The 23,164-nt window shown below is 70.7% G+C and carries 21 protein-coding genes; 8 read left to right on the top strand and 13 right to left on the bottom strand.

The window, feature by feature from the left end; genetic code table 11:
- The first annotated feature begins 2 nt into the window (after positions 1-2).
- A complete protein-coding gene (locus OG507_RS03145; RefSeq protein ID WP_327365571.1) occupies positions 3-2,684 on the top strand; it encodes a cation-translocating P-type ATPase in 2,682 nt (893 codons plus the stop codon).
- 21 nt (positions 2,685-2,705) lie between these two features.
- Here the strand turns inward: OG507_RS03145 and OG507_RS03140 are convergent, their stop codons facing one another.
- The 6 genes from OG507_RS03140 to OG507_RS03115 form a co-directional block, all read right to left on the bottom strand.
- Complete coding sequence (locus OG507_RS03140; RefSeq protein ID WP_327365570.1) at positions 2,706-3,581, bottom strand: universal stress protein; 876 nt, start codon at positions 3,579-3,581, stop codon at positions 2,706-2,708.
- A 57-nt stretch (positions 3,582-3,638) separates the two neighbouring features.
- Entirely contained in the window at positions 3,639-4,259 is a 621-nt protein-coding gene (locus OG507_RS03135) for a CBS domain-containing protein (protein ID WP_327365569.1), read from the bottom strand.
- 12 nt (positions 4,260-4,271) lie between these two features.
- Positions 4,272-4,874, bottom strand: a complete 603-nt coding sequence (locus tag OG507_RS03130; protein ID WP_327365568.1) for a CBS domain-containing protein — start codon at positions 4,872-4,874, stop codon at positions 4,272-4,274.
- A gap of 35 nt (positions 4,875-4,909) precedes the next feature.
- Complete coding sequence (locus OG507_RS03125; protein WP_327365567.1) at positions 4,910-5,602, bottom strand: CBS domain-containing protein; 693 nt, start codon at positions 5,600-5,602, stop codon at positions 4,910-4,912.
- 28 nt (positions 5,603-5,630) lie between these two features.
- Positions 5,631-6,500: a universal stress protein gene (locus tag OG507_RS03120; RefSeq protein ID WP_327365566.1), complete on the bottom strand. Its 870-nt coding sequence runs from the start codon at positions 6,498-6,500 to the stop codon at positions 5,631-5,633.
- A gap of 142 nt (positions 6,501-6,642) precedes the next feature.
- Complete coding sequence (locus tag OG507_RS03115; protein ID WP_327365565.1) at positions 6,643-7,341, bottom strand: CBS domain-containing protein; 699 nt, start codon at positions 7,339-7,341, stop codon at positions 6,643-6,645.
- A 199-nt stretch (positions 7,342-7,540) separates the two neighbouring features.
- Between OG507_RS03115 and OG507_RS03110 the strand changes: the two genes are divergently transcribed.
- Both OG507_RS03110 and OG507_RS03105 read left to right on the top strand, forming a co-directional pair.
- The gene (locus OG507_RS03110; protein ID WP_327365564.1) at positions 7,541-8,443 is read left to right on the top strand and encodes a universal stress protein; all 903 of its coding nucleotides are present in this window, start codon (positions 7,541-7,543) and stop codon (positions 8,441-8,443) included.
- Entirely contained in the window at positions 8,440-9,300 is an 861-nt protein-coding gene (locus tag OG507_RS03105) for a universal stress protein (protein WP_327365563.1), read from the top strand. The genes OG507_RS03110 and OG507_RS03105 overlap by 4 nt, the downstream gene beginning before the upstream one ends.
- 53 nt (positions 9,301-9,353) lie before the next feature.
- Here the strand turns inward: OG507_RS03105 and OG507_RS03100 are convergent, their stop codons facing one another.
- From OG507_RS03100 to OG507_RS03080, 5 genes are all read right to left on the bottom strand, one after another.
- Complete coding sequence (locus OG507_RS03100; RefSeq protein WP_327365562.1) at positions 9,354-9,977, bottom strand: CBS domain-containing protein; 624 nt, start codon at positions 9,975-9,977, stop codon at positions 9,354-9,356.
- Positions 9,978-10,023: 46 nt separating this feature from the next.
- On the bottom strand, positions 10,024-10,485 hold the full coding sequence (locus OG507_RS03095) for a cyclic nucleotide-binding domain-containing protein (protein ID WP_327365561.1): 462 nt from the start codon (positions 10,483-10,485) through the stop codon (positions 10,024-10,026).
- Between the two features lie 147 nt (positions 10,486-10,632).
- Positions 10,633-11,454 carry a polyphosphate kinase 2 gene (gene ppk2, locus OG507_RS03090; protein ID WP_327365560.1) on the bottom strand — a complete coding sequence of 274 codons (822 nt, stop codon included), beginning with the start codon at positions 11,452-11,454 and terminating at the stop codon, positions 10,633-10,635.
- 79 nt (positions 11,455-11,533) lie between these two features.
- Positions 11,534-11,953, bottom strand: a complete 420-nt coding sequence (locus OG507_RS03085; protein ID WP_327365559.1) for a CBS domain-containing protein — start codon at positions 11,951-11,953, stop codon at positions 11,534-11,536.
- Between the two features lie 77 nt (positions 11,954-12,030).
- Positions 12,031-12,909, bottom strand: a complete 879-nt coding sequence (locus OG507_RS03080; RefSeq protein ID WP_327365558.1) for a DUF1918 domain-containing protein — start codon at positions 12,907-12,909, stop codon at positions 12,031-12,033.
- Positions 12,910-13,078: 169 nt separating this feature from the next.
- On the opposite strand from OG507_RS03080, the gene OG507_RS03075 reads away from it, so the two are divergent.
- The 5 genes from OG507_RS03075 (at position 13,079) to OG507_RS03055 (ending at position 19,748) form a co-directional block, all read left to right on the top strand.
- The gene (locus OG507_RS03075) at positions 13,079-13,753 is read left to right on the top strand and encodes a CBS domain-containing protein (RefSeq protein ID WP_327365557.1); all 675 of its coding nucleotides are present in this window, start codon (positions 13,079-13,081) and stop codon (positions 13,751-13,753) included.
- A gap of 195 nt (positions 13,754-13,948) precedes the next feature.
- Positions 13,949-14,824 (top strand): universal stress protein, encoded by an 876-nt coding sequence (locus OG507_RS03070; RefSeq protein WP_327365556.1) that lies wholly within the window; start codon positions 13,949-13,951, stop codon positions 14,822-14,824.
- 162 nt (positions 14,825-14,986) lie between these two features.
- Positions 14,987-15,874 (top strand): oxygenase MpaB family protein, encoded by an 888-nt coding sequence (locus tag OG507_RS03065; protein ID WP_327365555.1) that lies wholly within the window; start codon positions 14,987-14,989, stop codon positions 15,872-15,874.
- 27 nt (positions 15,875-15,901) lie between these two features.
- A complete protein-coding gene (locus OG507_RS03060; RefSeq protein ID WP_327365554.1) occupies positions 15,902-18,181 on the top strand; it encodes a serine/threonine-protein kinase in 2,280 nt (759 codons plus the stop codon).
- A 22-nt stretch (positions 18,182-18,203) separates the two neighbouring features.
- Positions 18,204-19,748, top strand: coding sequence for a phytoene desaturase family protein (locus OG507_RS03055; protein ID WP_327365553.1), 1,545 nt, complete (start codon positions 18,204-18,206; stop codon positions 19,746-19,748).
- A 10-nt stretch (positions 19,749-19,758) separates the two neighbouring features.
- Here the strand turns inward: OG507_RS03055 and OG507_RS03050 are convergent, their stop codons facing one another.
- Both OG507_RS03050 and OG507_RS03045 read right to left on the bottom strand, forming a co-directional pair.
- Entirely contained in the window at positions 19,759-20,733 is a 975-nt protein-coding gene (locus tag OG507_RS03050; protein ID WP_327365552.1) for an acetylxylan esterase, read from the bottom strand.
- Positions 20,734-20,737: 4 nt separating this feature from the next.
- Complete coding sequence (locus tag OG507_RS03045; RefSeq protein WP_327365551.1) at positions 20,738-23,161, bottom strand: polysaccharide lyase 8 family protein; 2,424 nt, start codon at positions 23,159-23,161, stop codon at positions 20,738-20,740.
- Positions 23,162-23,164: the final 3 nt, after the last annotated feature.

Genomic DNA, 23,164 nt, shown 5'->3' with positions numbered 1-23,164 from the left:
CGATGATGACCGAGGACGGCCCTTCCCCCCGTACCACCGACCGAGGACCGCTGCTGAGCCCGGACCCGCTGGAGCCCCTGCCGTTGCTGCGGCGCGAACTCGGCACCGGGGCGCGTGGCCTCTCGGCACGCGAGGCGGCCCGCCGCCTCGCCGTGTACGGCCCCAACGAGGTCCGCCGCAGGGCGAGGACGTCCCTGGGGCGTGAACTCGTCCGGCAGCTGGTCCATCCGCTCGCCCTGCTGCTCTGGGCGGCCGCGGCGCTGGCGTTCGTCGCGGGCATCCCGGTGCTCGGCTGGGCCATCGTAGCCGTCGTCCTTCTCAACGCCGGGTTCGCGCTCCTTCAGGAACGGCAGGCCGAACAGGCGGTGGAGACCCTGGCGAAGTACCTGCCCCAGCAGGCCCTGGTGATCCGGGACGGCCGCCCTTCGCCAGTGGAGGCGAGGGAACTGGTGCCGGGCGACCTGGTCGTTCTCGAAGAGGGCGCCAGAGTCCCCGCCGACGCACGTCTGGCCGACGGAGGCATCGAGGTCGACCTGTCGATGCTGACCGGCGAGTCCACCCCCGCCGAACGCCTCGCAGGTCCCGGACTAGCCGGAGCACCGCTGCTGCAGGAACCCAACCTCGTCTTCAGCGGCACCACATGCACGGAGGGCCAGGCCCGGGCGATCGTGTTCGCCACGGGTGACCACACGGAACTCGGACGCATCGCCGCGCTGAGCCAGCGCACCCGCCGCGAGCCCAGCCCCCTGGAGAAACAGGTCAAGAAGGTGGCCTGGCTCATCGCCGCCGTGGCGGTCGCCATGGGTGTGGTGTTCCTGATGGCCGGTGTCGCCGTGGGGCTGCCGCTGACCGACTCCCTCATGTTCGCGATCGGCCTGCTCGTCGCCAACGTGCCCGAGGGCCTGCTGCCGACGATCACCCTCGCGCTCGCCGTCGGAGTACGGGTGCTCGCCCGCCAAGGGGCGGTGATCAAACGTCTGAGCGCCGTGGAAACCCTCGGATCCACGAACGTCATCTGCACCGACAAGACCGGCACCCTCACCCGGAACCGGATGCGGCTGCAGGCCGTGTGGACGCCGGAGCACGGGACGGACGAGGGCCCCTGGGCGGGAGAGCTGGTACGAACCAGCGCACTGTGCACCACCGTCACCCGCGACGCCGAGGGCGAAACGCACGGAGATCCGACGGAGATCGCCCTGGTCGAGGGCGCCGCAGCCCACGCTGCTCCCGTCGACCTCGACCGCCGGGACACCCAACGCAGGGCCCTCTTCCGCTTCGATCCACGGCTGCGCCTGATGTCGGTGGTCCAGGACGACGAGGCACAGGGACTGCGCGTCATCGTCAAGGGCGCACCGGAATCGGTGTCCCGCTCCCTGTCCGACGGCAGCGCAGCCGCGGTATCGGCCGCGGCTGACGCACTCGCGCACGACGGGATGCGCGTACTCGCCGTCGCCGTCCGTGAGCTGCCCACGGGGTCCGAACCGCCGGCCCGACGGCAGGAAGCGGAGACCGGCCTGCGGCTCCTGGGCCTCGTCGGGCTGTACGACCCGCCACGGCCCGAGGTCGAGGCAGCGGTCCGCCGGTGCCACGAGGCCGGTCTGCGCGTCCACATCGTCACCGGCGACAACGGAGCCACCGCGGCGGCAGTGGCCCGCGAGGTCGGCATCGGGAAACCGAGCCTGCACGTGGTCGCGCAGTCCGAGGCGATCGGCGACCACGAACTCGATCGGATCCTCGTCCACGAGGAAGCGGAGGTCGTCTTCGCCCGCTCCTCGCCCGAGACCAAACTGAAGGTGGCCGACACCCTGCGCGCCCACGGGCAGATCGTCGCCATGACCGGCGACGGCGTCAACGATGCCCCCGCCCTCCACCGAGCGCACATCGGTGTCGCCATGGGCCGCTCCGGCACGGACGTCGCCCGTGAGGCGTCCACCATGGTGCTCACCGACGACAACTTCGCCACCATCGTCACCGCCATCGAGTCGGGGCGCCGGGTCTACGACAACGTGCGCAAGTTCATCGTCTACATCTTTGCCCACCTCACCCCCGAGGTCGTCCCCTTCCTGGTCTTCGCGCTCTCCGCCGGTGCCGTACCACTGCCACTGACCGTGCTTCAGATCCTTGCCATCGACCTCGGCACCGAGACTCTCCCGGCGCTCGCGCTCGGCCGCGAACGAGCCGAGCCCGGTGTCATGAGCCGCCCGCCGCGGCCGAGTTCCCAGGGTGTGATCTCCCGCTCCATGCTGCTGCGCAGCTGGGGCAGGCTCGGCACGGTCTCCGCCGCCCTGGTAATGATCGCCTTCTTCTACGTGCTGTGGCGGGCGGGCTGGCACCCCGGCAGCGCGACCGGCGCCGGAACTCCGCTGCACCACGCGTACATCACCGCGACCACCGCCACGTTCGCCGGGATCGTCACCTGCCAGGTCGGCACTGCGATCGCCGCCCGCACCGACCATGCCGCACTGCGGGACATCGGCCTGTTCACCAACCCCCTGCTCCTGGCCGGGATCGTCTTCGAGCTGGCCTTCACCGCGGCACTCGTCTATGTGCCGTTCCTCCAGGACCTCTTCGGTACGGCAGCCCTGCCCCTCGATGTCGTCGCTCTGATCGCGACCTTCCCCGTTCTCGTCTGGGGCACCGACGAACTGTGGCGCTGGTCGCGACGCACGCGCCGCATCACGTAGCGGGCACGGTGCCGCGGGACCTCATTCGTGGGCGATGACGGCGACGGGCGCGGTGGAGTGATGGAGCATCGCGTGAGTGATCGGGCCGATGTGCGCGCCGAGCGAGGACTGACGGATGCGACGGCCGACGATCACGAGACCCGCTTCGGCGCTCTTCTCCAGCAGTTGCTGGGAAGCGTGTCCGACCGTCACCTGCGCGTCGACGTCGACGGCCGGGTATCTGTCCCGCCAGGGCTTCAGCATGTCGTTCAGGCCGGTGTTCAGGCTCTCGGCGATCTGCGCGTTGGTTTCCGGATCGTACGCGGCTCCCGACCCCACCAGAGGGGGCAGCATCCAGCAGTGCAGTGCATGGAGTGTGCAGGCCCGCCGTGATGCCTCGTCGAATGCGAAGGCGAGGAGGGCGTCGCACGGCCGGCTGATGTCGATGCCCACGACCATGTCACGGTCCAAGTGGTCTCCCTGGGCGTGCGGCAGTGCGTCCTTTGTCGCCCGCACCAGGACGACGGGCTTTTCCACGGCGTGGATGACGGCCATGCCGACGGAACCGAGAACGAAGCCCCTGAGCGTGCCGAGCCCTCGGGAGCCGAGAACCAGCATCCCCGAGGTGGCCGCGACATCGGCCAGGGAATCGGCCGGCCGGCCGTCGAACGACCGGATGCTGATGTCCAGTCGGGGGTGCTTCTCCCGGAGCCCGTCGGAGGCTTGGCGCAGGAGGTTGTCCGCCCACTGCCGGGGCACATCGGACCTGGCGGCAGGAACGCCGGGGGGCGATGACCACTCCTCGGCATGTACGAGGTGCAGCGGCAGGCCGCGCAGGAGTGCCTCCCGTGCGGCCCAATGGGTCGCAGCGACGCTCTCTGGGGATCCGTCGAGGCCGACGACAATGCGTTGGTCCATGATGACCTCTCTCGGACAGGGCCGGACTTGTCGATGAATCATTGCCCTCTTCCGCCGCTAGGCGCCCGTTCCGGTATCCACCGGCATGTCGTCCTGCTCGTATCCGAGCCGGTCGATCACGTCCACGACTCCGTCGACGCTCCGGCACAGACACAGGACGACGGGGACGAGGCTGCGCCGTCCCACGGTGCCGCTGAGGGTCACGAGGCCATCGGCCACTTCGACGGTCAGTGACGAGGGATTGAGCCCGAGCGTGTGGGTCAGGACGTCTTCGAGGATCTCCTCCTGGATCGCACGGTCCCTGCGCAGGAAGAGCTGCAGGAGGTCGCTGCGGCTGAGGACTCCGATGAGCCGGCCCTCGCCGTCGACGACCGGGAGGCGCTTGACCTTGTGCTTCTCCATGACGCGGGCCGCGCGGACGGCGCTCCACTCGGGCTCCGCGGTGATCGCCGGATGGCTCATGAGACCGACGGCGGTGTTCGCGCCGGCGCCGGAGTCGCGCCTGTGGAGCAGGTCAGCCTCGGAGACGACTCCCACGGGACGATCCTTCTCGTCCACGACGGGCACGGCCGTGACGCCGTACTCGTCGAGGAGCCGGGCGATCTCCTTGAACGTGGTGCCGCGCTGGACGCTGACGGCCGTCGGTGTCATGAGGTCGAGGACGCTGCGATGCCTCATCGTCGCTCTCCTTCACGCCAAAACATCGGCGTCGAACCGGGCCGTCACGTCCACGACTCCCGGCACCGTGCGTGTGAGGCGCACCAGCACGTCACCGAGTGACGGGTCGGGGATCGTGCCGTGCAGACGGACCATGCCGTCGGACACATGGACGTGCACGGCCGCCGAGCCGGCCGGGACGAGCTGAGCCATGATCAGCTCGCGCAGCTCCTCGGCGATGTCCTCGTCCGGGCGGAGGTAGATCTTCAGCAGATCACCCCGGCTGACCACCCCGACCGGACGGCCGTCGTCGTCGACGACCGGCAGCCGCTTGAAGCGGCCGCGGGCCATCAGCCGGGCGGCACCCGAGATGCCCGCGTCCCGGGTCACCGTCACGGCGGGTACGGTCATCACCTGACCGGCCAAGACGGCATGGGATTCGTCCCCGCCCTGCGCCTTGGGCAGGAGGTCGGCTTCGGAGACCACGCCGACGACCCGTCCATCGTCCGACAGGACGGGCAGGGCGCTGATCCGCCATTGCCGCATGGTCTCCACGATTTCCTTGAACGTCGCCTTGCGGTTCACCGAGACGACGGCGTGCGTCATGACGTCGTCGACCGTACGCAGATGCTTCATGGAGGTCGGCTCCTTCCGCCCCATGACGTGGGCGCTCACCGGTCGCCGGTCTCACGCGCCGGTCCAGGATCCGGCGACAGATCGTCCACGACGTATCCGAGCGACTGGTCGACGCTGACGACACCGTCGACGGACAGGCACAGGCTCTCGATGACCGGGATGCTCGAGCGCTCCTCAACCGTGCCGCTCAAGGCGACGACACCTTCTCGTACGGTTGCAGTGACGCCGCTCGGGGTCATCCGCAGGGTCCGGCCCAGCACCTCGTCGACGATCTCGTCGTGTATGGCATCGTCGCGGCGGAGCATGGGGCGCAACAGGTCGGAGCGGCTGACGATGCCCACGAGCGTTCCGGTGTCATCGACCACCGGAAGGCGTTTGACGTCCCGCTCGTGCAGGAAGCGGGCAGTCTCGACGATGCCCCAGTCGGGCCGGGCCGTCAGCACGGGGGTGGACATCAGATCGCCCGCGGTGCGGGCCTCCATGGTGTGGCGGTCCATGTCCGGCGTCCGGCGCATCTGGTCACGGCCCTCCGTGTCGGGCAGACCGGCCTGCCTGCGCAGGAGATCGGCTTCGGAGATGACGCCGATGGGGTGGTGGCGGGTGTCCACGACGGGCAGGGCCGAGACATGGTTGTAGTCGAGACTCCAGGCGACCGTTTTGAGCGACGCCTCGGGGCTGGCCGTTGCCACGTCCCGGGTCATGACTTCGGAGACAGTGCGATGGAGCATGGTCCGAATTCCCTTTCGTGCGGGGCCGTCAGTCGTGGGCGACGACGGCCACGGGGGCGGTGGCGTGATGCAGGACGGCGTGGGTCACCGGTCCGAGGTGCGCGCCGAGTGGGGAGCGGCGCAGGTGCCGGCCGACGACGACGAGGTCCGCGCCCGCCGCTGCCTGGACGAGCTGGCTGCCCGCGGATCCCATGAACGCCTTTTGGTCCACGCTCACCGACGGGAACTTGCGGCGCCAGGGCAGCAGCACTTCGTCCAGCAGCTGCGCGGCACTCCGGCCCGCCGCCCGTTCTTCGTCGGAGTCGACGTACGGGAAAGACCTGTAGGCGGGTGGCAGCTTCCAGCCGTGGATCGCCCGCAGGGCGCAGCCGCGACGGGCGGCCTCCTCGAAGGCGAAGGCGAGAACCCGGTCGGGGGCGTCGTTGTCATCGACACCCACGACGATCTCGCCGTACGGGGTGGGCTCGGCGTCCTCCGGTTCATCGGCCACCCGCACGAGGACCACGGGTGTATCGGTGGCCACGAGTGTCGCCGTGCCCACCGAGCCGACGAGGAAGCCCACCAGACTGCCCAGTCCGCGGGAGCCGAGGACGAGCAGGCCGGCGTCGGCGGCTTCGACGGCCAGGGAGGCGGCCGGCCTGCCGGAGAGGGACCGGGTGCTGGTCTCCAGATCAGGGTGCCGGCGGCGTACTTCCTCCAGGGCCTCGTTGAGCGCCTCGTCGGCCCATCGGTCGGCCGTCTCGCGGCCCAGCCGTGGAACGGCGGGGCTGATGGGCCAGTCGATGACATGGACGAGCCTGAGCGGCACCTTCCGCAAGGCCGCCTCCCGGGCACCCCAAACGGCGGCGGCCCGGCTCGCGGGGGAGCCATCGACACCGACGGTCACAAGGTCTTTCACAGCGGGAACCTCCTGTGTGCCGCAGGCCTGCTCTCTGTACCCAGCCTCGCCGTGCGAGCAGAGGCGCAGGAGGGGCCATGTGGCCCCATGTGGGGCCGGGCGGCCCCACCGTGCGGACGCGGCGACTGGATTCCCGAAGGTCTCACGACTTCGCGGACCGCCCGTGCGCGGCACGCTGCGGGGAAGGGGAGACGGGGGCATCCACGTGCGCGGTCACATGGTCCACGACCGCGACCACCCCGTCGAGCTGTTCCACGAGGCGGGTCAGGATCGCGATGTGGCTCGGGTCCTCCAGCCGGCCCTCCAGGGTGACGACGCCATCCACCACATGGACGGCGACCGAGTCGGCTGCGAGTTCCATGGCGCCCTCCAGCACCTCGTCGACGATGCGGCGTCGTATCTCCGCGTCGGGCCGCAGGAAGAGCCGCAGCAGATCCCGGCGCGTGACGATGCCGACGAGCCGGTCCTCGTCGTCCACGACCGGCAGCCGCTCCACGCCGCGGCGGGTCATCAGCCGGGCGGCGTCCGGTGCGGTCTCCTCCGCGTGGACGGTCACCGCCGGTGTCGACATGACCTCGGCGGCGGTGAATTCCGCCATGGACGGGACCGCGGTACCGGCGGCGGTGCCGCGAGCGTCGCCCGTCACCGGATGCCCCGTCGCCTGCCGGGCGACCAGGTCGCTCTCGGAGACGACCCCGACCACCCGGTCCTCCTCGTCGAGCACGGGCAGCCCGCTGACATCGTGCTCCGCGAGCAGCTTCGCGACTTCCTTGAAGGAGGTGACCGGGAGGACGGAGACGACCTCGTCGGTCATCAGGTCTCCCACTTTGATGTGCTTCATGGAGGCACCCCCTGCCGTCTCACGGAGATCCACACGGACGCGATGCCAAAGGCCGTTCGAAATCCATGATCCGCCGGGCCGTACCGGGACGAGGAGGGCCGGATGGGCCCCCGGACGGTCCTGAGCGGCCCTCTCCACGCGGGTCTCTTGGTGCCAGTGTGAGAGCTGACCCTCTGATGGCCCTCGTCGAGGAGGAACCATGGAAGGCACCACCGGCAGCCCGGAACCGGGTTCCGTCGTCGTCGGCGTCGACGGCTCCGAGCAGGCCCGCAGGGCAGCACTCTGGGCAGCGGCCGAGGCCGCACGCCGGGAAAGCCCGCTGCGTATCGTCCACGCGACCGACACGGACAGCCGGGCACTGCAGCTTTCGCAGGAGAGCTTCGAGAGCATCCGCAGCGCGGGCCGAGAACTGTTGCAGGAGACTGCCGCCGCTGTCGGGGACCTGCACCCGGGCCTGCAGGTCACCACGGAATTCAGCCGCAGCGCGCCTGTCCCCAGCCTGCAGCGGATCGCCGGCCTCCATGGCACGGTCGTGGTGGGCAACCGCGGTCTCGGTGGGTTCAAATACCTCATGCTCGGATCGGTCGGTCTGCAGGCCGCCGCAACCGCCACGACGCCCGTCGTCGTGGTCCGGGGCATCGACGACGGCGACGAGACCGGAGTCGTGCTCGTCGCGGTCCGTGACGAGCACGACGCCGAATGCGCCCGGTACGCGGCGCGCGAAGCGGAGATCCGTAAGGCCTCGCTGCGGCTGCTGCACGTATGGAACATTCTCGACTCCGCCGGACTCGCCGTGACCATGCTCGACGACGTCGAGGCGATCGTCGGCGAACGCGTCCATCACCTGATCGCCGTGGCGGACCGGATCCGTGACGAATTCCCGGCCCTGACCGTGCAGGCGGATGCCGAGAAGAGCCTGTCCGTGGCCGGTGTCCTGGTGGAGGCGTCGCACCACGCGGATCTTCTGGTGATGGGCGGGCGGCGGTCGCCCGGTTACATCGGCCCCACCCTCGGGCGGGCGACACACAGCCTGCTGCACCACGCGCACTGTCCCGTGCTGCTCATGCCGCGGCACGGGCCCGGACACGGGAGCGAGTCATGAACGGCGCCGGTGAACGACGTGAGCTCGTCGTCGGTATCGACCCGGGCAGGAACTGGCACCTGCCGTTGGCCTGGGCGGCGGACGAGGCACAACGACGCGGGCTGGAGCTCCGGCTCGTCGTCGCGGTACCTCCGGCGCAGGACACGCGTCACGGCGGTGCCGGCCTGCGGGAAAGGACCATGCTCCGAACCGGGTCGACCGCGCTCCAGGAGGCGGCCGAATGGGCCCTGGCGCGCCATCCGCAACTGCGCCCGGCCATCGACCTGATCGACGGTTCCCCGGTCGCGGTGATCGGCCGGCTGTCCGGACGGGCGCGGATGGTCGTCCTCGGGTCCCGGCACCTGAGCCGTATGGCGGAGCACGTCAGCGCCGGTTCCGTCGTCGTTCCGGTCACGGCGCAGGCACGCTGCCCCGTGGTGGTCGTGGGCGATCCGGAACACGTCACCCAGCAGCCGCCCCACTTCGTCGTGGGAATCGACGGCAGCGAGTCCTCGAAAGCGGCGCTGGCACTGGCCTTCGAAGCAGCCGACTTCCGTGGAGCCGCGCTCCGCGCCGTCTCCGTGTGGCAGCCGCCCGTTTTCATGGCCCACGACGAGCAGGCCGCCGTGCAGGATCAGCGGCGCATGCTCTGCGAGACCACGGCGGGCTGGTCGGTGAAGTACCCGCAGGTGCACCTGACCCACGAGGTGGCGATCGGACATCCGGTGGAGGAGCTGGCCGCGGCGTCCGAGCACGCCCTGGCCGTCGTCGTGGGCCGTCGTGGCAGGGGCGGCTACTCGGGCATGTGGCTCGGTTCCGTCGTCCATGGACTGCTGCACCGGGCACACTGCCCGGTGATCACGGTTCCGCCCGCGTGAATCCGCTGAATCCAATCTCCCGATCCCTGCCGTGTACGTCAGGGCCGCGTACGTCAGGCCAGTTCCATGCGCACGTCCACGACGCCTTCGACCGCGCGAACGGCCCGAGCCAGAAGCGGCACCAGGGAACGGTTGCGGACCGGGCCCCGCAGGGTGACGACACCGTCCAGCACCGAGAACTCCAGCCGGTCCACAGGGGCGAGTTCCGCGAGAACCGCGCTCCGGATCTCCTCGTCGATCTCCTCGTCCGGGCGCAGGAACACCTTCAGCAGGTCGCTACGGCTCACAACGCCCTCCAGCATGCCGAGGCTGTTCACGACGGGCAGACGTTTCACCCGCTTGCGCGCCATGATGCGGGCAGCCTCGGCGAGCGTGGAGTCGGCGTGGACGGTGACAGCCGGACTCGACATGAGCTCCTCGGCCAGCACGGCGTCGGCCTTGGACGCCTCCTCGATCTGGTCGGGCAGCTTCGGGTCGTCCTGCCGGAATTCCTCCTTCGGCAGCAGGTCCGCCTCGGAGACGACCCCGACGACGCGGCCCTCCCCTTCGAGGACCGGCACGGCACTGACCCTCCACTGATGCATCAGCTCGACGATCTCCTTGTACGAGGCCTCGCGGCCTATGGCCACAGCCGTGTGGGTCATGACGTCGCTGACGGTGTACCGGGATGCGGCCATGAGGTGCTCCTCGGGTGGGGATGTCGCGGCGGCCCGGCGGCGTTCGTCACAGGACGCTGCCGCTGCCGTGCGGGGCGTACAGGTCGAGCAGGCGGATCCGAGCGGCCTGCAGCCGGTGGGCGAGAACCTGCCCGACCCAATGGCCGACGGCCGAACCGAAGGCGGGATCGGCGTCCATCATCATGCGCACGGCCGCCGCATCGAACTCATGGGTACGCACAGGTGTCATGGCCTCGGCGCCGAGGTGCCAGACGTGGGGTTCGAACAGCCAGGCCCAGCCCACCAGTTCACCGGGACCGAGATTCTCGATCACTGCCGGGGAACTGCCCGGTACGCGGAAATCCAGCGTGACAGTGCCCGAGCGCAGGATCCAGAACCGGTCCGCGTGGTCTCCCTCATGGAAGAGCCGGGTTCCCTGGGCGAAGTTGACCTCCCGTGCGAGCGGCATGAGGCGGGCTCGGTACTGGGCGGGCAGGGCTGAGGTGATGCGAGTCGGGGAAGCGCTCATCGGTGATCTCCTCTGTGGACTCCGCCTCCAGCTTTGCCGGACAGCCGGTTCACGGACAGGGGCCGACCGGCCCCTGTGGAGGTTCCGTCCGGCCCAGGGGCCAGGACGCTTGCTGTTTTTGCAGCCTACGACTGCCCCGCCGACGTCTCACCCCCTGAGTTCTGACGCGTGGTCGGGGACGTATGTCTGAAGCGTCCGCGGCGGCCGTTCGTAGCCGGTGGCCTCAGGTCGCGGGGGCAGCTCGATCACCGGGGCGGTCACCGTCTCGTACGGCACGGTCGACAGCAGATGGGCGATCATGTTCAGCCGGGCCCGGCGCTTGTCGTCGCTCTCGACGACATACCAGGGTGCCTCCGTGATGTCCGTATGGACGAACATCTCGTCCTTCGCCCGCGAGTACGCCTCCCAGCGGGTGATCGATTCCAGATCCATCGGCGAGAGCTTCCACCGGCGGGTGGGATCCTTCAGCCTGCGCCGGAACCGCTCCTCCTGCACCTCGTCGCTCACGGAGAACCAGTATTTGCGCAGCAGAATGCCGTCCTCCACCAGCATCCGTTCGAAGATCGGGCACTGGCGGAGGAACCGCTGGTGTTCCTCCATGGTGCAAAAACCCATGACGCGTTCCACGCCCGCGCGGTTGTACCAGCTCCGGTCGAGCAGAACCACTTCCCCCGCGGCCGGAAGGTACTCGGTATAGCGCTGGAAATACCACTGGCTGCGCTCGCGCTCGGTCGGCCGGGGGAGTGCGACGATGCGTGCCACTCGGGGGTTGAGGTGTTCGGTGACACGCTTGATCGTGCTGCCCTTGCCCGCCGCGTCACGTCCCTCGAACACCACGACGAGCCGTGCGCCTTCGGTCCGTACCCACTCCTGGAGTTTCACCAGTTCGGTCTGGAGCCGGTACAGCTCGCGTTCGTACAGCGGGCGGGGCAGCTTTTCGGGTCTGCCCGCCTCTTTCTCCTCTGCCATGGGACGACGTTACGGACGAAACCGTGTCCGAAGTCAAGCATTCGGCGCCGAATGGGGGCCCCGGCCCGCGGGTGAACGCTCAGGCGGTCGCGCAGACGACCTCGACGAAGTGGCCCACCTGCTCCTCCGGCAGGCGGCGGGCGAGGTCGGCCTCGCTGATCATGCCGACCAGGCGATGGTTGTCGATGACCGGCAGCCGCCGGATCCGGTGCTCCTCCATGGCCTGCAGGACCTGGTCCGTATCGGCCTCGGCATCGATCGTGATCGGCTTTCCCTGTGCGAGCTGGCCCGCGGTCATGATCGCGGGGTCCTTGCCCTTGGCGAGACACTTCACCACGATGTCACGGTCGGTGATGATCCCGTGGAGCCGGTCGTCCGGCCCACAGATCGGGAGGGCTCCGACGTCCAGTTCACTCATCCGGCGTGCCGCGTCCGCCAGTGTCTCGTTCTCCTGGACGCAGGTGGTGCCGGCGTGCATGATCTCCCGTGCGGTGTTCATGGCCGTTTCCTTCCTTGCGGTTTCTGCGTGTCGATCCGCCGTACCTGTGCGCATGGCGGACCGTGGTCCGTTGCCGCTCACCGGTCACCCGCGCTGATGCGCCGCCCCGTGAGGCGTATGGGCCGGATGGACACCCACGTCTCGCGATCGCCTCCCGCCCAGGGTGAGGTGTGGGCGTGATCGGCGAGCCGCCGCACCGCGTCGGGCTCCGTGACGAGCCGGGCGGGGCCCACAGCGAGCACGCTCCAGCCCTGGCTCATTGCCTCGTCCAGGTGGTCGACCTCGAAGGCGACCTCCTTGCCCGCGGCCGACGCAGGCACGGAGTCGGGCGCCGTCCGGAAGGCGATCGCGTCATCGATGACCTCGTAGTTCACCGGAAGGACCGCCGGACCGTCGGGCGTCGACAGCGCGATACGTCCTACGCCGTGCGTGGAGAGCCGGGCGCGGCATTCGTCGGGGCCGAGGTCCTGCAGCCGGGGGTGCACGAGTGCCTGGCCCCTGCCGGGCGGCAGATCGATGCCGCCTCCGCGCAGGGCCGCGACGCTGGTGCCCAGCGCGGCGGCCAGGTTGATGAGAGTGGCCAGACTCGGGTCGGCCGGCTGTTCTTCGAGGTACGCGAGGTAGTTCGGCGCCATTCTGGCGCGGCGGGCCGTCTCCGTGCGGCTCAGCCCCTGCCGTCTGCGTTCATCGGCCACACGCCGACCGATGTCGCCGGGGTTGGGTGTCCCGTCGCCCGGCCGGTCGAGCCCCTGGGCCGCCCCGGTTTGGTGCTCAAGGTGACGGATGTGGGCGTCGGGCCCGGGGAAAACGAGTGTCACCTGGCCGGTGTCCGACCAGTGCACATCGTAGGGCGGAGTTCCATCGTCGTGGTGGAGTCCGACAATCTCGCCGTCGCGTCCGCTCGCGCCGGTGGCCGGGCTTTCGACAACAAGTTGATCGCCGAGGTGAGCTCGCATGATCGCCGCCGTTTCCTCATGATGTCTCTGTACCCAACGTCCCACGCGCGGCGTGTCGCCGCATGGGATGAACGGCCCCGATTCCGAGGGGCCGAGGGGGCCGGCCCAGGGCCCACCGGTCCCGGGAACGGGCCCGTACCGGTTGTCACATCCCGAAGGGAGAAGCTGTATGCGCCACCGAACGGTCGCGGAGCTCATGACCAGGGGGGTCGTCCGGGCGCGCCGTGACCTGCCCTTCAAGGAGATCGTCAAACTGTTGGCGGAGAACGATGTCACCGCGGTACCCGTGGTGGACGAGCTGGACCGTCCCATGGGGCTGGTGTCCGAGGCCGACCTGTTGCGCAAGTCGGCCGACCAGGCCGATCCGTCCGGCCGCACACCGATCCCGCATCTGGAGGCGTGGGAACGGGCCAAGGCGGAGGGAGCCAGGGCCGAGGAGCTGATGTCGGCTCCCGCGGTGTGTGCGCGTCCGGAGTGGACCGTGGTGGAGGCGGCCCGCCTCATGGAGGTGCAGAACGTCAAACGTCTGCCCGTCGTGGACGAGACCGACAAGTTGCTGGGCATCGTCAGCCGCAGCGACCTGCTGCGGGTCTTCCTGCGCCGTGACGACGCCATCCACGAAGAGATCGACCGGGATGTGCTGCAGCGGACGATGGGCTTCGCCCCTTCGGCGGTGACGGCCGAGGTGAGCGAGGGGCAGGTCGTCCTCAGCGGCTCCGTCGAGTTCAAGAGCCTGATTCCCATCGTCGACCGGCTGTGCCGGAGCGTCGACGGCGTCGTCTCCGTCGCCGAGCACATCACCTACCGGACCGATGACACCCGGAGTTCCCCCACCGGCACGTGAGACGTCCGGGACCGCGGGCGGCGCAATGGCCGCGTGCCGGATCCTGCGCTGCCCCCCGTCAGGCCCCGCATGCGCCGCCAGGAGATCTGGGGTACTCCTCGAATGAGAAGAGGCCGTGCCCGGCGCGCCGGCAGCAGTCCGGGAAGCGGAGGCGTTCACGTCATTCCAGCCGGTCAGGAGACGGAGACAGTCGTCATGGAGCCAGTCGTCACCGTGGGCCTGGACGGCTCACCCGAGAGCCTTGCCGCCGCCCGTTGGGCTGCCGACGAAGCCGAGCGGCGCAAGCTCACACTGCGCCTGTTGCACGCGTGGCCCCTGCTGGTGCCGGAACCGTCCCGCGCCCCCGCGGAGATGGATCAGAACTACTGGGCGAAGCGGATCGTGCACAAGGTCCGCACAGAGCTCCAGGCGCGCCACCCGGGCCTCGCGGTCCTCGGCAACCTGGTTGCCGACGACGCCGAGCACGCACTGCTGCGCGCGGCCTCGGAGTCCGAGATGATTGTGCTCGGATCGCGGGGGCTGGTGCCCCTCCAGAGTTACTTCCTGGGAGACATCAGCCTGCCGGTCGTGGCCGAGGCGGAAGGGCCGGTGGTTCTGGTGCGTGCCGAAACGGGCGGAGAGGGCCCACGGTCCGCTCCGGCTCCCGAAGGCGGCGTGGTGGTGGCACTGAAGCTGCACGGCTCCTGCGACGACCCGCTCGCATTCGCCTTCACCACCGCGACGGCGCGGGGCCTGCCGCTTCTGGCCGTCCATGGCCGGAGCCTGCCGCTCGATGCCTACGTGCCCTGGGGCGTGGATCACGACGTGGCGGAAGAAGTCACGCAGGACGCGCAGAAACAGCTCAGCCAGGCCCTGCGCCCCTGGCGCGACAAGTTCCCCCTCGTGGAGGTGGCCGAGAACGTCGTTCTCGAAAGCCCCGCCAAGGCCGTCGTGCGTGCCGCGGAGGGCGCCGGGCTGCTGGTCGTCGGCCGGCGCATGCATCGTCCGGCCCTGGCGTCACACCTGGGCCCCGTGGCCCAGGCCGCCATCCATCACGCGCGGTGCCCCGTCGCCGTCGTCCCCCATGACTGATACGTGGAGACAGCCCGGCCGGCACCCCACCGCCAGGCAGCGAAATGAGTTCCATCCGAGGCGGGGGCTGCTTCGGGCACCGGCGATATGCTCGGCGATGAACCCCGGCCCGGCCCGAGCCGGTTGACGGTCGTCGTGCAGATGGCGGGAGGCCCGAGGGACATGGTGGACGCCGACCCGGGGCTCTTCGGGCCCCAATCCGTCACCTGGCAGATGCACGCCGACCCGATGATGTGGGTCGCCGGAGTGCGTGCCCTCTACCTCCAGGCGCTGCACCCGCGCGCCGTACGCGGCGTCACGCAGAACTCCGACTTCCGCAAGGACGCCTGGGGGCGGCTGATGCGTACGGCCGGGTTCGTCGGGACCATCACGTACGGCACCACCGAGGCGGCCGAGAAGGCGGGTTCCCGGGTCCGCAGGATCCACCGGCTCCTCAAGGTCACCGACCCGCGGACCGGGGGGACATACGGTGTCGACGAACCCGAGCTGCTGCTGTGGGTGCACTGCGCCGAGGTCGACTCCTACCTCCAGGTCGAACGCCGCTCCGGCTTCCCGCTCACCGACGCCCAGGCCGACCGCTACGTCGACGAGCACCGCCACAGCGCCCGTCTCGTCGGCCTGGACCCCGCGGACGTACCGGCCACCACCGCACAGCTCGCCGCCTACTTCGAACGGGTGCGGCCGCAACTCGCCGCGTCCCCGGAGGCGTTGGACGTCGACGACTTCCTGTGCCGTCCCCCCGTCCATCCGCTGCTCCTACCGGCGCGCGCACTGCTGTGGCGGCACGTGGCGGCACTCGCCTACCAGTCACTGCCTCCGTACGCCCATGAGCTGTACGGCAGACCCGTGGGGCCGGTGCGCACCGTCGACCGCCGTCTGCGCACCGCAGGAACCGTTCTGCGCTGCATTCCCTCCCGGCTGCGCTGGCGGCTCCCGCCCGGTCACATTCTGAACGCGATGGCCCGGCTCGGCCCCGGGAGCCGTCCCACCCCGTACAAACTGCGCAGCAGGGCCGCCATACTGGACGGGCCGGGGAGGGCGCAGGGGTAGGCGAAGCGACGGGGGCGACTGCAGGCGATGGCGGACACCAGGCTGATCCAGAGCCGGTACCGACTGCTCGATCTGATCGGGCGCGGGGGCATGGGCGAGGTCTGGCGCGCCCATGACGAGTCGCTCGGCCGTCACGTGGCCGTCAAGTGCCTCAAGCCGGTGGGACCCCAGCACGACCAGTCCTTCACCCGCATCCTGCGCGAGCGCTTCCGCCGCGAGGCCCGCGTCGCGGCCGCGCTCCAGCACCGCGGTGTCACCGTCGTACACGACTTCGGCGAGCACGAGGGCGTGCTCTATCTGGTGATGGAACTCCTCGACGGCCGAAACCTCAGCCAGCTCCTGGAGGACAACGAACAGCATCCGCTGCCGGTGCCCGACATCGTCGACATCGCCGAGCAGGTCGCCGACGCCCTCGGCTACACCCATCAGCAGGGCATCGTGCACCGCGATCTCAAGCCCGCCAACATCATGCGGCTGGCCGACGGCACGGTGAAGATCTGCGACTTCGGCATCGCCAGGCTCGGCCACGACATCGGCTTCACCTCCCGGCTCACCGGTACCGGCATCGCCATGGGCACCCCGCACTACATGTCGCCCGAGCAGATCAGCGGCGGCCATGTCGATCACCGCAGCGACCTCTACTCACTGGGCTGCGTCCTGTACGAGATCGCCACCGGAGCACCGCCGTTCGACCTCGGCGACGCCTGGTCCGTCCTGGTCGGCCACCGCGACACCCAGCCGGAGCCACTGCGTACCCACCGCGCCGAACTCCCCGGATTCTTCGACCGCGTCGTCCTCGACCTGCTGGCCAAGACCCCCGAGGAGCGGCCCGCCGACGCGAGCGATCTGCGGCAGCGGATCGCCGTCGGGCGCACGGGCGAACAACCGCAGCTCCGGTCCACGGGACCGGTACGGCTCGCGCCGCCCGTGCCCGTCGTGCGTCCCGGGCAGGAACTGCCGTCCTGGACCCGCGGCATGACCACGGGACACAAGGCGTCCGGCGCCCACCTCGGGCTCGCCCCGCCCGACCACTCCGCGGGCCTCACCGGCGAGTGGACCACAGGCACCGACCTGCGGCACCTCACCGGTGAGCTGCCATCGCCCAGGGCCGAGCGGCCGACACCCTCGCCGGAACTGCTCTCCGTCCTCGCCAGCCGGCACAGCGCGGGCCTCAACCTGGGCAGGCTCGGCCACTGGGAGGAGGCCGGCGAAGTGCACCGCGCGGTCGCCGCCGAACGCGAGCACGCGCTGGGCCCCGACCACCCCGACACCCTCTCCAGCCGGTACGAGGTCGGCTTCACCCTCAGCCGCACCGGGCGCGCCTCCGACGCCCTGCGGGAGTTCGGCCGCGTCGCCCGGGGCCGCGAACGCACCCTGGGCCCCGACCACCCGGACACCCTCGCCGCCCGCCAGGAGATGGCGTACGTCCTTGGCCGGCTCGGCCGGCACTTCGAGGCCCACCAGGTGTACGCGGCGGTCCTCGCTTCCCGGGAACGCTCGATGGGCCCCGACCACCCCGACACCCTGCGCTGCCGCCACAACCTCGCCTTCAACCTCAGCAGGCTCGGCCGCCTGGAGGACTCGTACCGGATGGCCAGGGACGTGGCGGCGGACCGCAGCCGTCTGCTCGGCGCCGACCACCCCGACACCCTGGTCACGCTCTACGAAGTGGCGTACACACTCGGCCGCCTGGGCCGCTGGACCGAGGCCCTGCACACCTACCGGGAGGTCGCCCGGGCCCGGTCGAGATCGCTCGGCGCCGACCACCCCGAAACGCTCTCCGCCCGCTACGAGGTCGGCATCAGCCTCGGCCGCCTGGGCCGCAGCGCGGAGGCCCTGGAGCTGTACCGCGCCCTCGTTGACGACCGGACCAGGGTGAGCGGCCCCGCGGACCCCGAGACGCTCCGCGCCCGCCACGGCCTCGGCGTCAATCTGGGGCGCCTCGCCCGCTGGGGGGAGGCGCTCGCCGAGGCGCGCGACGTGTGCGCGGTCCGCGAACGCGTGCTGGGCCCCGACCACCCCGACACCCTCGTCAGCCGCCGCGAGGTCGCCGTCGGCCTCGGCTGGCTCGGCCGCTGGGCCGACGCCCTCACCGTCTACCGCAGGGTCGCCGAAGCCCGCGAACGTGTTTTGGGCGCCGACCACTCCGACACCCTCGCCGCCCGCAACGACGAGGCACACTGCCTGGAACAGCTCGGCCGGGGACCGGAGGCCGTCGAGCTCTACCGAAGGGTCGCCGCCCTGCGCCGGGGGCGGGAAGCGCCACATCCGCCCCCACCGGGCACCGCCACCTCTGGCCAGGGGTGATCGTTCCGTGTTACGAAGGGTCATGCCCGCACCCGACAGCTATGACGCAGTGATCGTGGGCGGCGGCCACAACGGTCTGGTCGCCGCCGCCTACCTCGCCCGCGCCGGACAGTCCGTCCTGGTCCTGGAACGCCTCGCCACCACCGGCGGAGCGGCCGTCTCCACCCGCCCCTTCGACGGGGTCGACGCCCGCCTGTCGCGCTACTCGTACCTCGTGTCCCTGCTGCCGCAGAAGATCGTCCGCGATCTCGGCCTGGACTTCGCCGTACGCAAGCGGACCGTCTCCTCGTACACCCCGGCCGTGCGCGACGGCCGCGCCACCGGACTGCTCGTCGGCGGGGAGCGCACCCGGGAGTCCTTCGCCGCGCTCACCGGCTCCGACCGCGAGTACGAGGCCTGGCAGCGCTTCTACGGCATGACGGGACGCGTCGCCGAGCGGGCCTTCCCGACGCTCACCGAACCCCTGCCGACGCGGGACGCACTGCGCGAACGGATCGGCGACGCGGACGCCTGGCGGACGCTCTTCGAGGAGCCCATCGGTGTCGCCGTCGAGAAGAACTTCCAGGACGACCTCGTACGCGGAGTCGTGCTCACCGACGCGTTGATCGGCACCTTCGCCGACGCGCACGATCCGTCCCTGCTCCAGAACCGCTGCTTCCTCTACCACGTCATCGGAGGCGGCACCGGCGACTGGGACGTCCCGGTCGGCGGCATGGGCGCGCTCACCGACGCCCTCGCCCGGGCCGCCCGCGAGGCCGGGGCCGAGATCCGCGTACGGCACGAGGCGACCCGTATCGAAACCGACGGAACACGGGCCGAGATCACCGTCCGCTCACCCGCGGCGGAACATGTCGTCGCGGCCCGCCGCGTCCTGGTCAACGCCTCGCCGCAGGCGCTCGCCGCCCTCCTCGGGGACGAGCCGCCCACCCCGGCCGAGGGCGCGCAGCTGAAGGTGAACATGCTGCTCACCCGGCTGCCCCGGCTGCGTGACAGCTCCGTCGACCCGCGCGAGGCCTTCGCCGGGACGTTCCACATCGCCGAGGGGTACGGGCAGCTCGCCGACGCCTACCGGGACGCGGCGGCGGGCCGGCTGCCCGCCGCACCGCCGTCCGAGATCTACTGCCACTCGCTGACCGACCCGTCGATCCTCGGCCCCGACCTGGCCGCCCGCGGCTACCAGACCCTCACCCTCTTCGGCCTGCACACCCCTGCCCGGCTCTTCGCCGCCGACAACGCGGCGACGCGCGCCGAACTGCTGACGGCCACGCTCGCCGAACTCGACGCGCACCTGGAAGAGCCGATCACCGACTGCCTGGCGCGCGACGAGAACGGCGAGCCGTGCATCGAGGCGAAGACACCCCTCGACCTCGAACGGGATCTGCGGCTGCCCGGCGGCCACATCTTCCACCGGGACCTCGCGTTCCCGTACGCCACGGAATCCACCGGCCGCTGGGGTGTGGAGACGGCGCACGCCAATGTGCTGCTGTGCGGGGCGGGCGCCGTGCGCGGCGGCGGGGTCAGCGGGGTTCCCGGCCACAACGCCGCGATGGCGGCGCTGGGCCGGTGACCATCAACCGCTAGCGGCCGAACACGCCGCGCAACGCCTCGCGTTTGCGCGGCAGGTCGTACTCCGCGCCGCCTTCGTGCCCGTTGTACGTGAACACCTCGATCTCCGCCGGACCCGCATAGCGGTGATATGCGGCGAACGCCGTGGACGACGGGCAGATCCGGTCCATCAGACCGACCGAGAACCACGCCGGGGCGCTCGCCCGGGCGGCGAAGTTGACCCCGTCGAAGTAGGACAGGGTCTCCATCGCCTCGTCGATCCGGAAGCGGTGCCCGGACAGCCAGCGGGCGATCTCCGCGTACGGTCCGGCGTCCGTGATCTGCGAGGCGCGCCGGTAGTGGCAGAGGAAGGGCACATCGGCGACGGCCGCCGCGATGTCGTCCCGCAGCCCGGCGACGGCCAGGGCGAGCCCGCCGCCCTGGCTGCCCCCGAGCACCGCGACCCGGGACGCGTCCACCGACTCATGGGCCTTCGCCGCGTCCACCGCCCGCACCGCGTCGGTGATCAGCCGCCGGTAGTAGTGGCGATACGGGTCCTCGATGCCGCGGGTCAGGAAACCGGGCGAGGACGAGCCGTGCCCGTCCGGGCCGATGTCCGGGGTGTCGGCGGTGTTCCTGCCGCCGCCGCCCTGGCCCCGGTTGTCCATGACCAGATGCGCGTACCCCAGCGCGCTCCAGGTCAGCCAGGAGTACGGAACGCCCCGGCCGCCGTTGTAGCCGATGTACTGCACCACGGCGGGCAGCGGACCCGAGCGCGCCTTCGGTAGCAGCAGCCACGCCTTCACGGCCTGCCCGCCCCAGCCCCGGAACGTCACATCGAGCACATCGACGGTCACGAACCCGGCGTCGTACGGGATGAATTCGGCGTCCAGCGGGTGGCGGGCGGTCTCGTCGAGCGTCTTCTCCCAGAAGGCATCGAAGTCGGCAGGTTCCTCCGGCTCCGGCCGGTATACGCGCAGCCGGTCCAGGTCCATGTCGAACAGCAAGGGTCTAGCTCCACTTCAGGGTGAGGTTGAGGGTTGCGCCATGGCGTCCGGCGGTGTCGGCGGTGATCCGGATGCCGTTGCCGGTGGGCTCGGCGCCGACACCCGGATCGGCCGAGGCGACGGCCAGTCCGCGGCGCGCCAGGTCCAGGACCACCGAGGACCGCAGCTGGGTCGGGTCGGAGAGCGACACCCTCACCGTCCTTCCGACCGGTCGTACGAGCACCGAGGCGGGACCGTCCGAGGACAGGTCCTGTGCCGTGCCCGCGGTCCAGAAGTTCGCGGCGATCAGCCCGTCCGCGCAGCGGCGTACCGCGTGCACGGCGGTGGAGCGGGCGATCGCCTTCACCGGGGGTGCGGACGACCACCGCTGCGTACGCTCGGCGGAGGCCGCCGGTGCCTGCAGCCAGAAGTAGCCGGCTCCGCTCGGCGCGGTGCCGTGGTCCTGCCACAGCGTCAGATACGGGCGGGTGACGGGGGTGTCCGTGCCGTACTTGAGGTTGATGTCGCGCCAGGTCGCGGTGCGTTCCTCGCGCAGGCCGTTGAGCGTGGCGGGCTCAGGGAAGATGTAGCCGCCGGTCCCTGCGACATGCAGCCACTGCACCCGGTCGAGCCGGGCCGACCAGCCGGCGTCCGTGGGCGCGGCCGTGCCGTTGACGAGCAGGGCCGCCGCCGGATCCCGGAGCTTGCGGTTCTCCACGACCGTCTCGGCCGTGCCCGCGTCGGCGGTGATCCCCGAGCCGACGCAGGCGATCACGTCGTCCAGGCAGAACCAGCTCTTCAGACCGTGCAGCGGACTTCCGTACGCGCGCAGCTCCATGCCGTACGCCCCGAGCGTCGTGCCCGGCAGCGCGGCGCCGCCCGCCCAGGCGGCCGTGCTGGTGGTGCGCTGCCCGGCCGCGTCCGCGGGACGGCCCGCGATGACGGTGGTGCCGGGGAGCCGGGCCGGGTCGACGCTGGGCCAGTAGTCCTCGCTGTAGTGCCCGAGGTCGTCGGTGTAGAGCAGGACCATGCCGTCGGAGAGGTGCCAGGCGTGCAGGTTCTCGTTCTGTATCGACTCGTAGTTGTAGATCCTCGAGGAGTATGCGGAGATGCCGAGCGCGAAGGAGGGGCGGTGGTGGGCGGCCTTGTCCATCCGCGGGTGCTGCTTGTGTGCGACGAGCGGCCCGCGTGCGGGGACGGGGGAGGCGATGACCTGCCGGGCGGCGACGAGCGAGGCGAGGTCGGTGACGGCGAGGAAGTCCCGGTAGGTGTCCTCGGCGATCCACTGCTTGACCAGGGCGGTGAACCGGTCGGCCGTCTCGCCGGGGAAGCTCGGTATCAGCCGTACGACCGCCTCGATGACCGTCTGCGCCGAGACATGTCCCTGTTTGCTGGGGCGGGCGATCTCTCGCCCGCACACCGACGCCATCACATCGCCGCGAGCCATCAGCGGGTCGAAGCCGTCGTCGACCCAGCTGCGGACGTTGTCGAGATCGGGGTCGGTGATCGTCCATGCCGTACCGGCGAGGAGGTTCAGCAGCCGGGAGAGGTTGTTCAGCAGCTCCTTGCCGTACCCGCCGTTGTACGGGTGCTTGTAGTGCTGGAGGAACGAACCGTCGGAGTAGAAGCCCTCGCCGGTGCCCTCCGCCGCGTTGCCGGCGTCGTTGAAGGCGAGGACGCTGTTGGCACCCGAACCCTCGACGTCCGAAAGAGCGTCACGGACCCGGGCCAGATCGTCGCCGTTGCCGGTGAGCACGGCGTTGACGGCGACGACGGTGGAGATCCACACCCGGTTGGCGCCGGTCGCGATCTGCCGGTCGGCCCGCCAGAGGTTCGGGTCGGGCGTGTAGTGCCCTACGGCCGTGGTGATCCGGCCGAGCCGCTCCGACCCGAGCGCGTCGTACAGCAGCACGGCCGTGTCGTTGAGGGCGAGTGCGGAACCGATCTCCCAGTCCCAGTCGTTGTCGAACCGGGGGTGACCGGGGCCGTAACGGTTCGTCAGCATCCAGTCGATGCCCGCCAGCAGCAGATCGCGCAGCGCGGTGTCGCCGTACTGCGCGGTGCCCGGGACGGCCCACGCGGTGGCGATCGTGGCAAGGCGTTTGAACGACGTCGTGACGTGGTTGGACAGCGTGGTGCTGGTCAGATCGGGGAACAGCCCGTCGGTACGGGCCGGGTCGAGGCCCTTGGCCGCGGTGGTCGCGGCCCTGCCGGCCCTGGCCACGGCCGCGGCGATCCGCTGGTCCGTCAGATCGAGACCGGGGCCGCCGGTGAGCAGGGTGTGCCAGCGGGTGCGCAGGGATTTGGCGTCATCGACGACGGCGTCCCCGGCGGCCGCGTGCGCGGTGCCCGTGGTGAGTGCGAGCGGCAGGGCGGCGGCTGCGCCGAGCGCCGCCGCCCCGGCGAGTACGGCGCGCCGGGTGGTGCCCGGGGTGGTTGCTGGGTTCATGAT

It is taken from the genome of Streptomyces sp. NBC_01217 (assembly GCF_035994185.1).
In the GTDB taxonomy this organism is placed as follows: domain Bacteria; phylum Actinomycetota; class Actinomycetes; order Streptomycetales; family Streptomycetaceae; genus Streptomyces.
The sequence above is the reverse complement of the archived record's forward strand: the minus strand, read 5'-3'. Positions and strand labels throughout refer to the sequence as shown.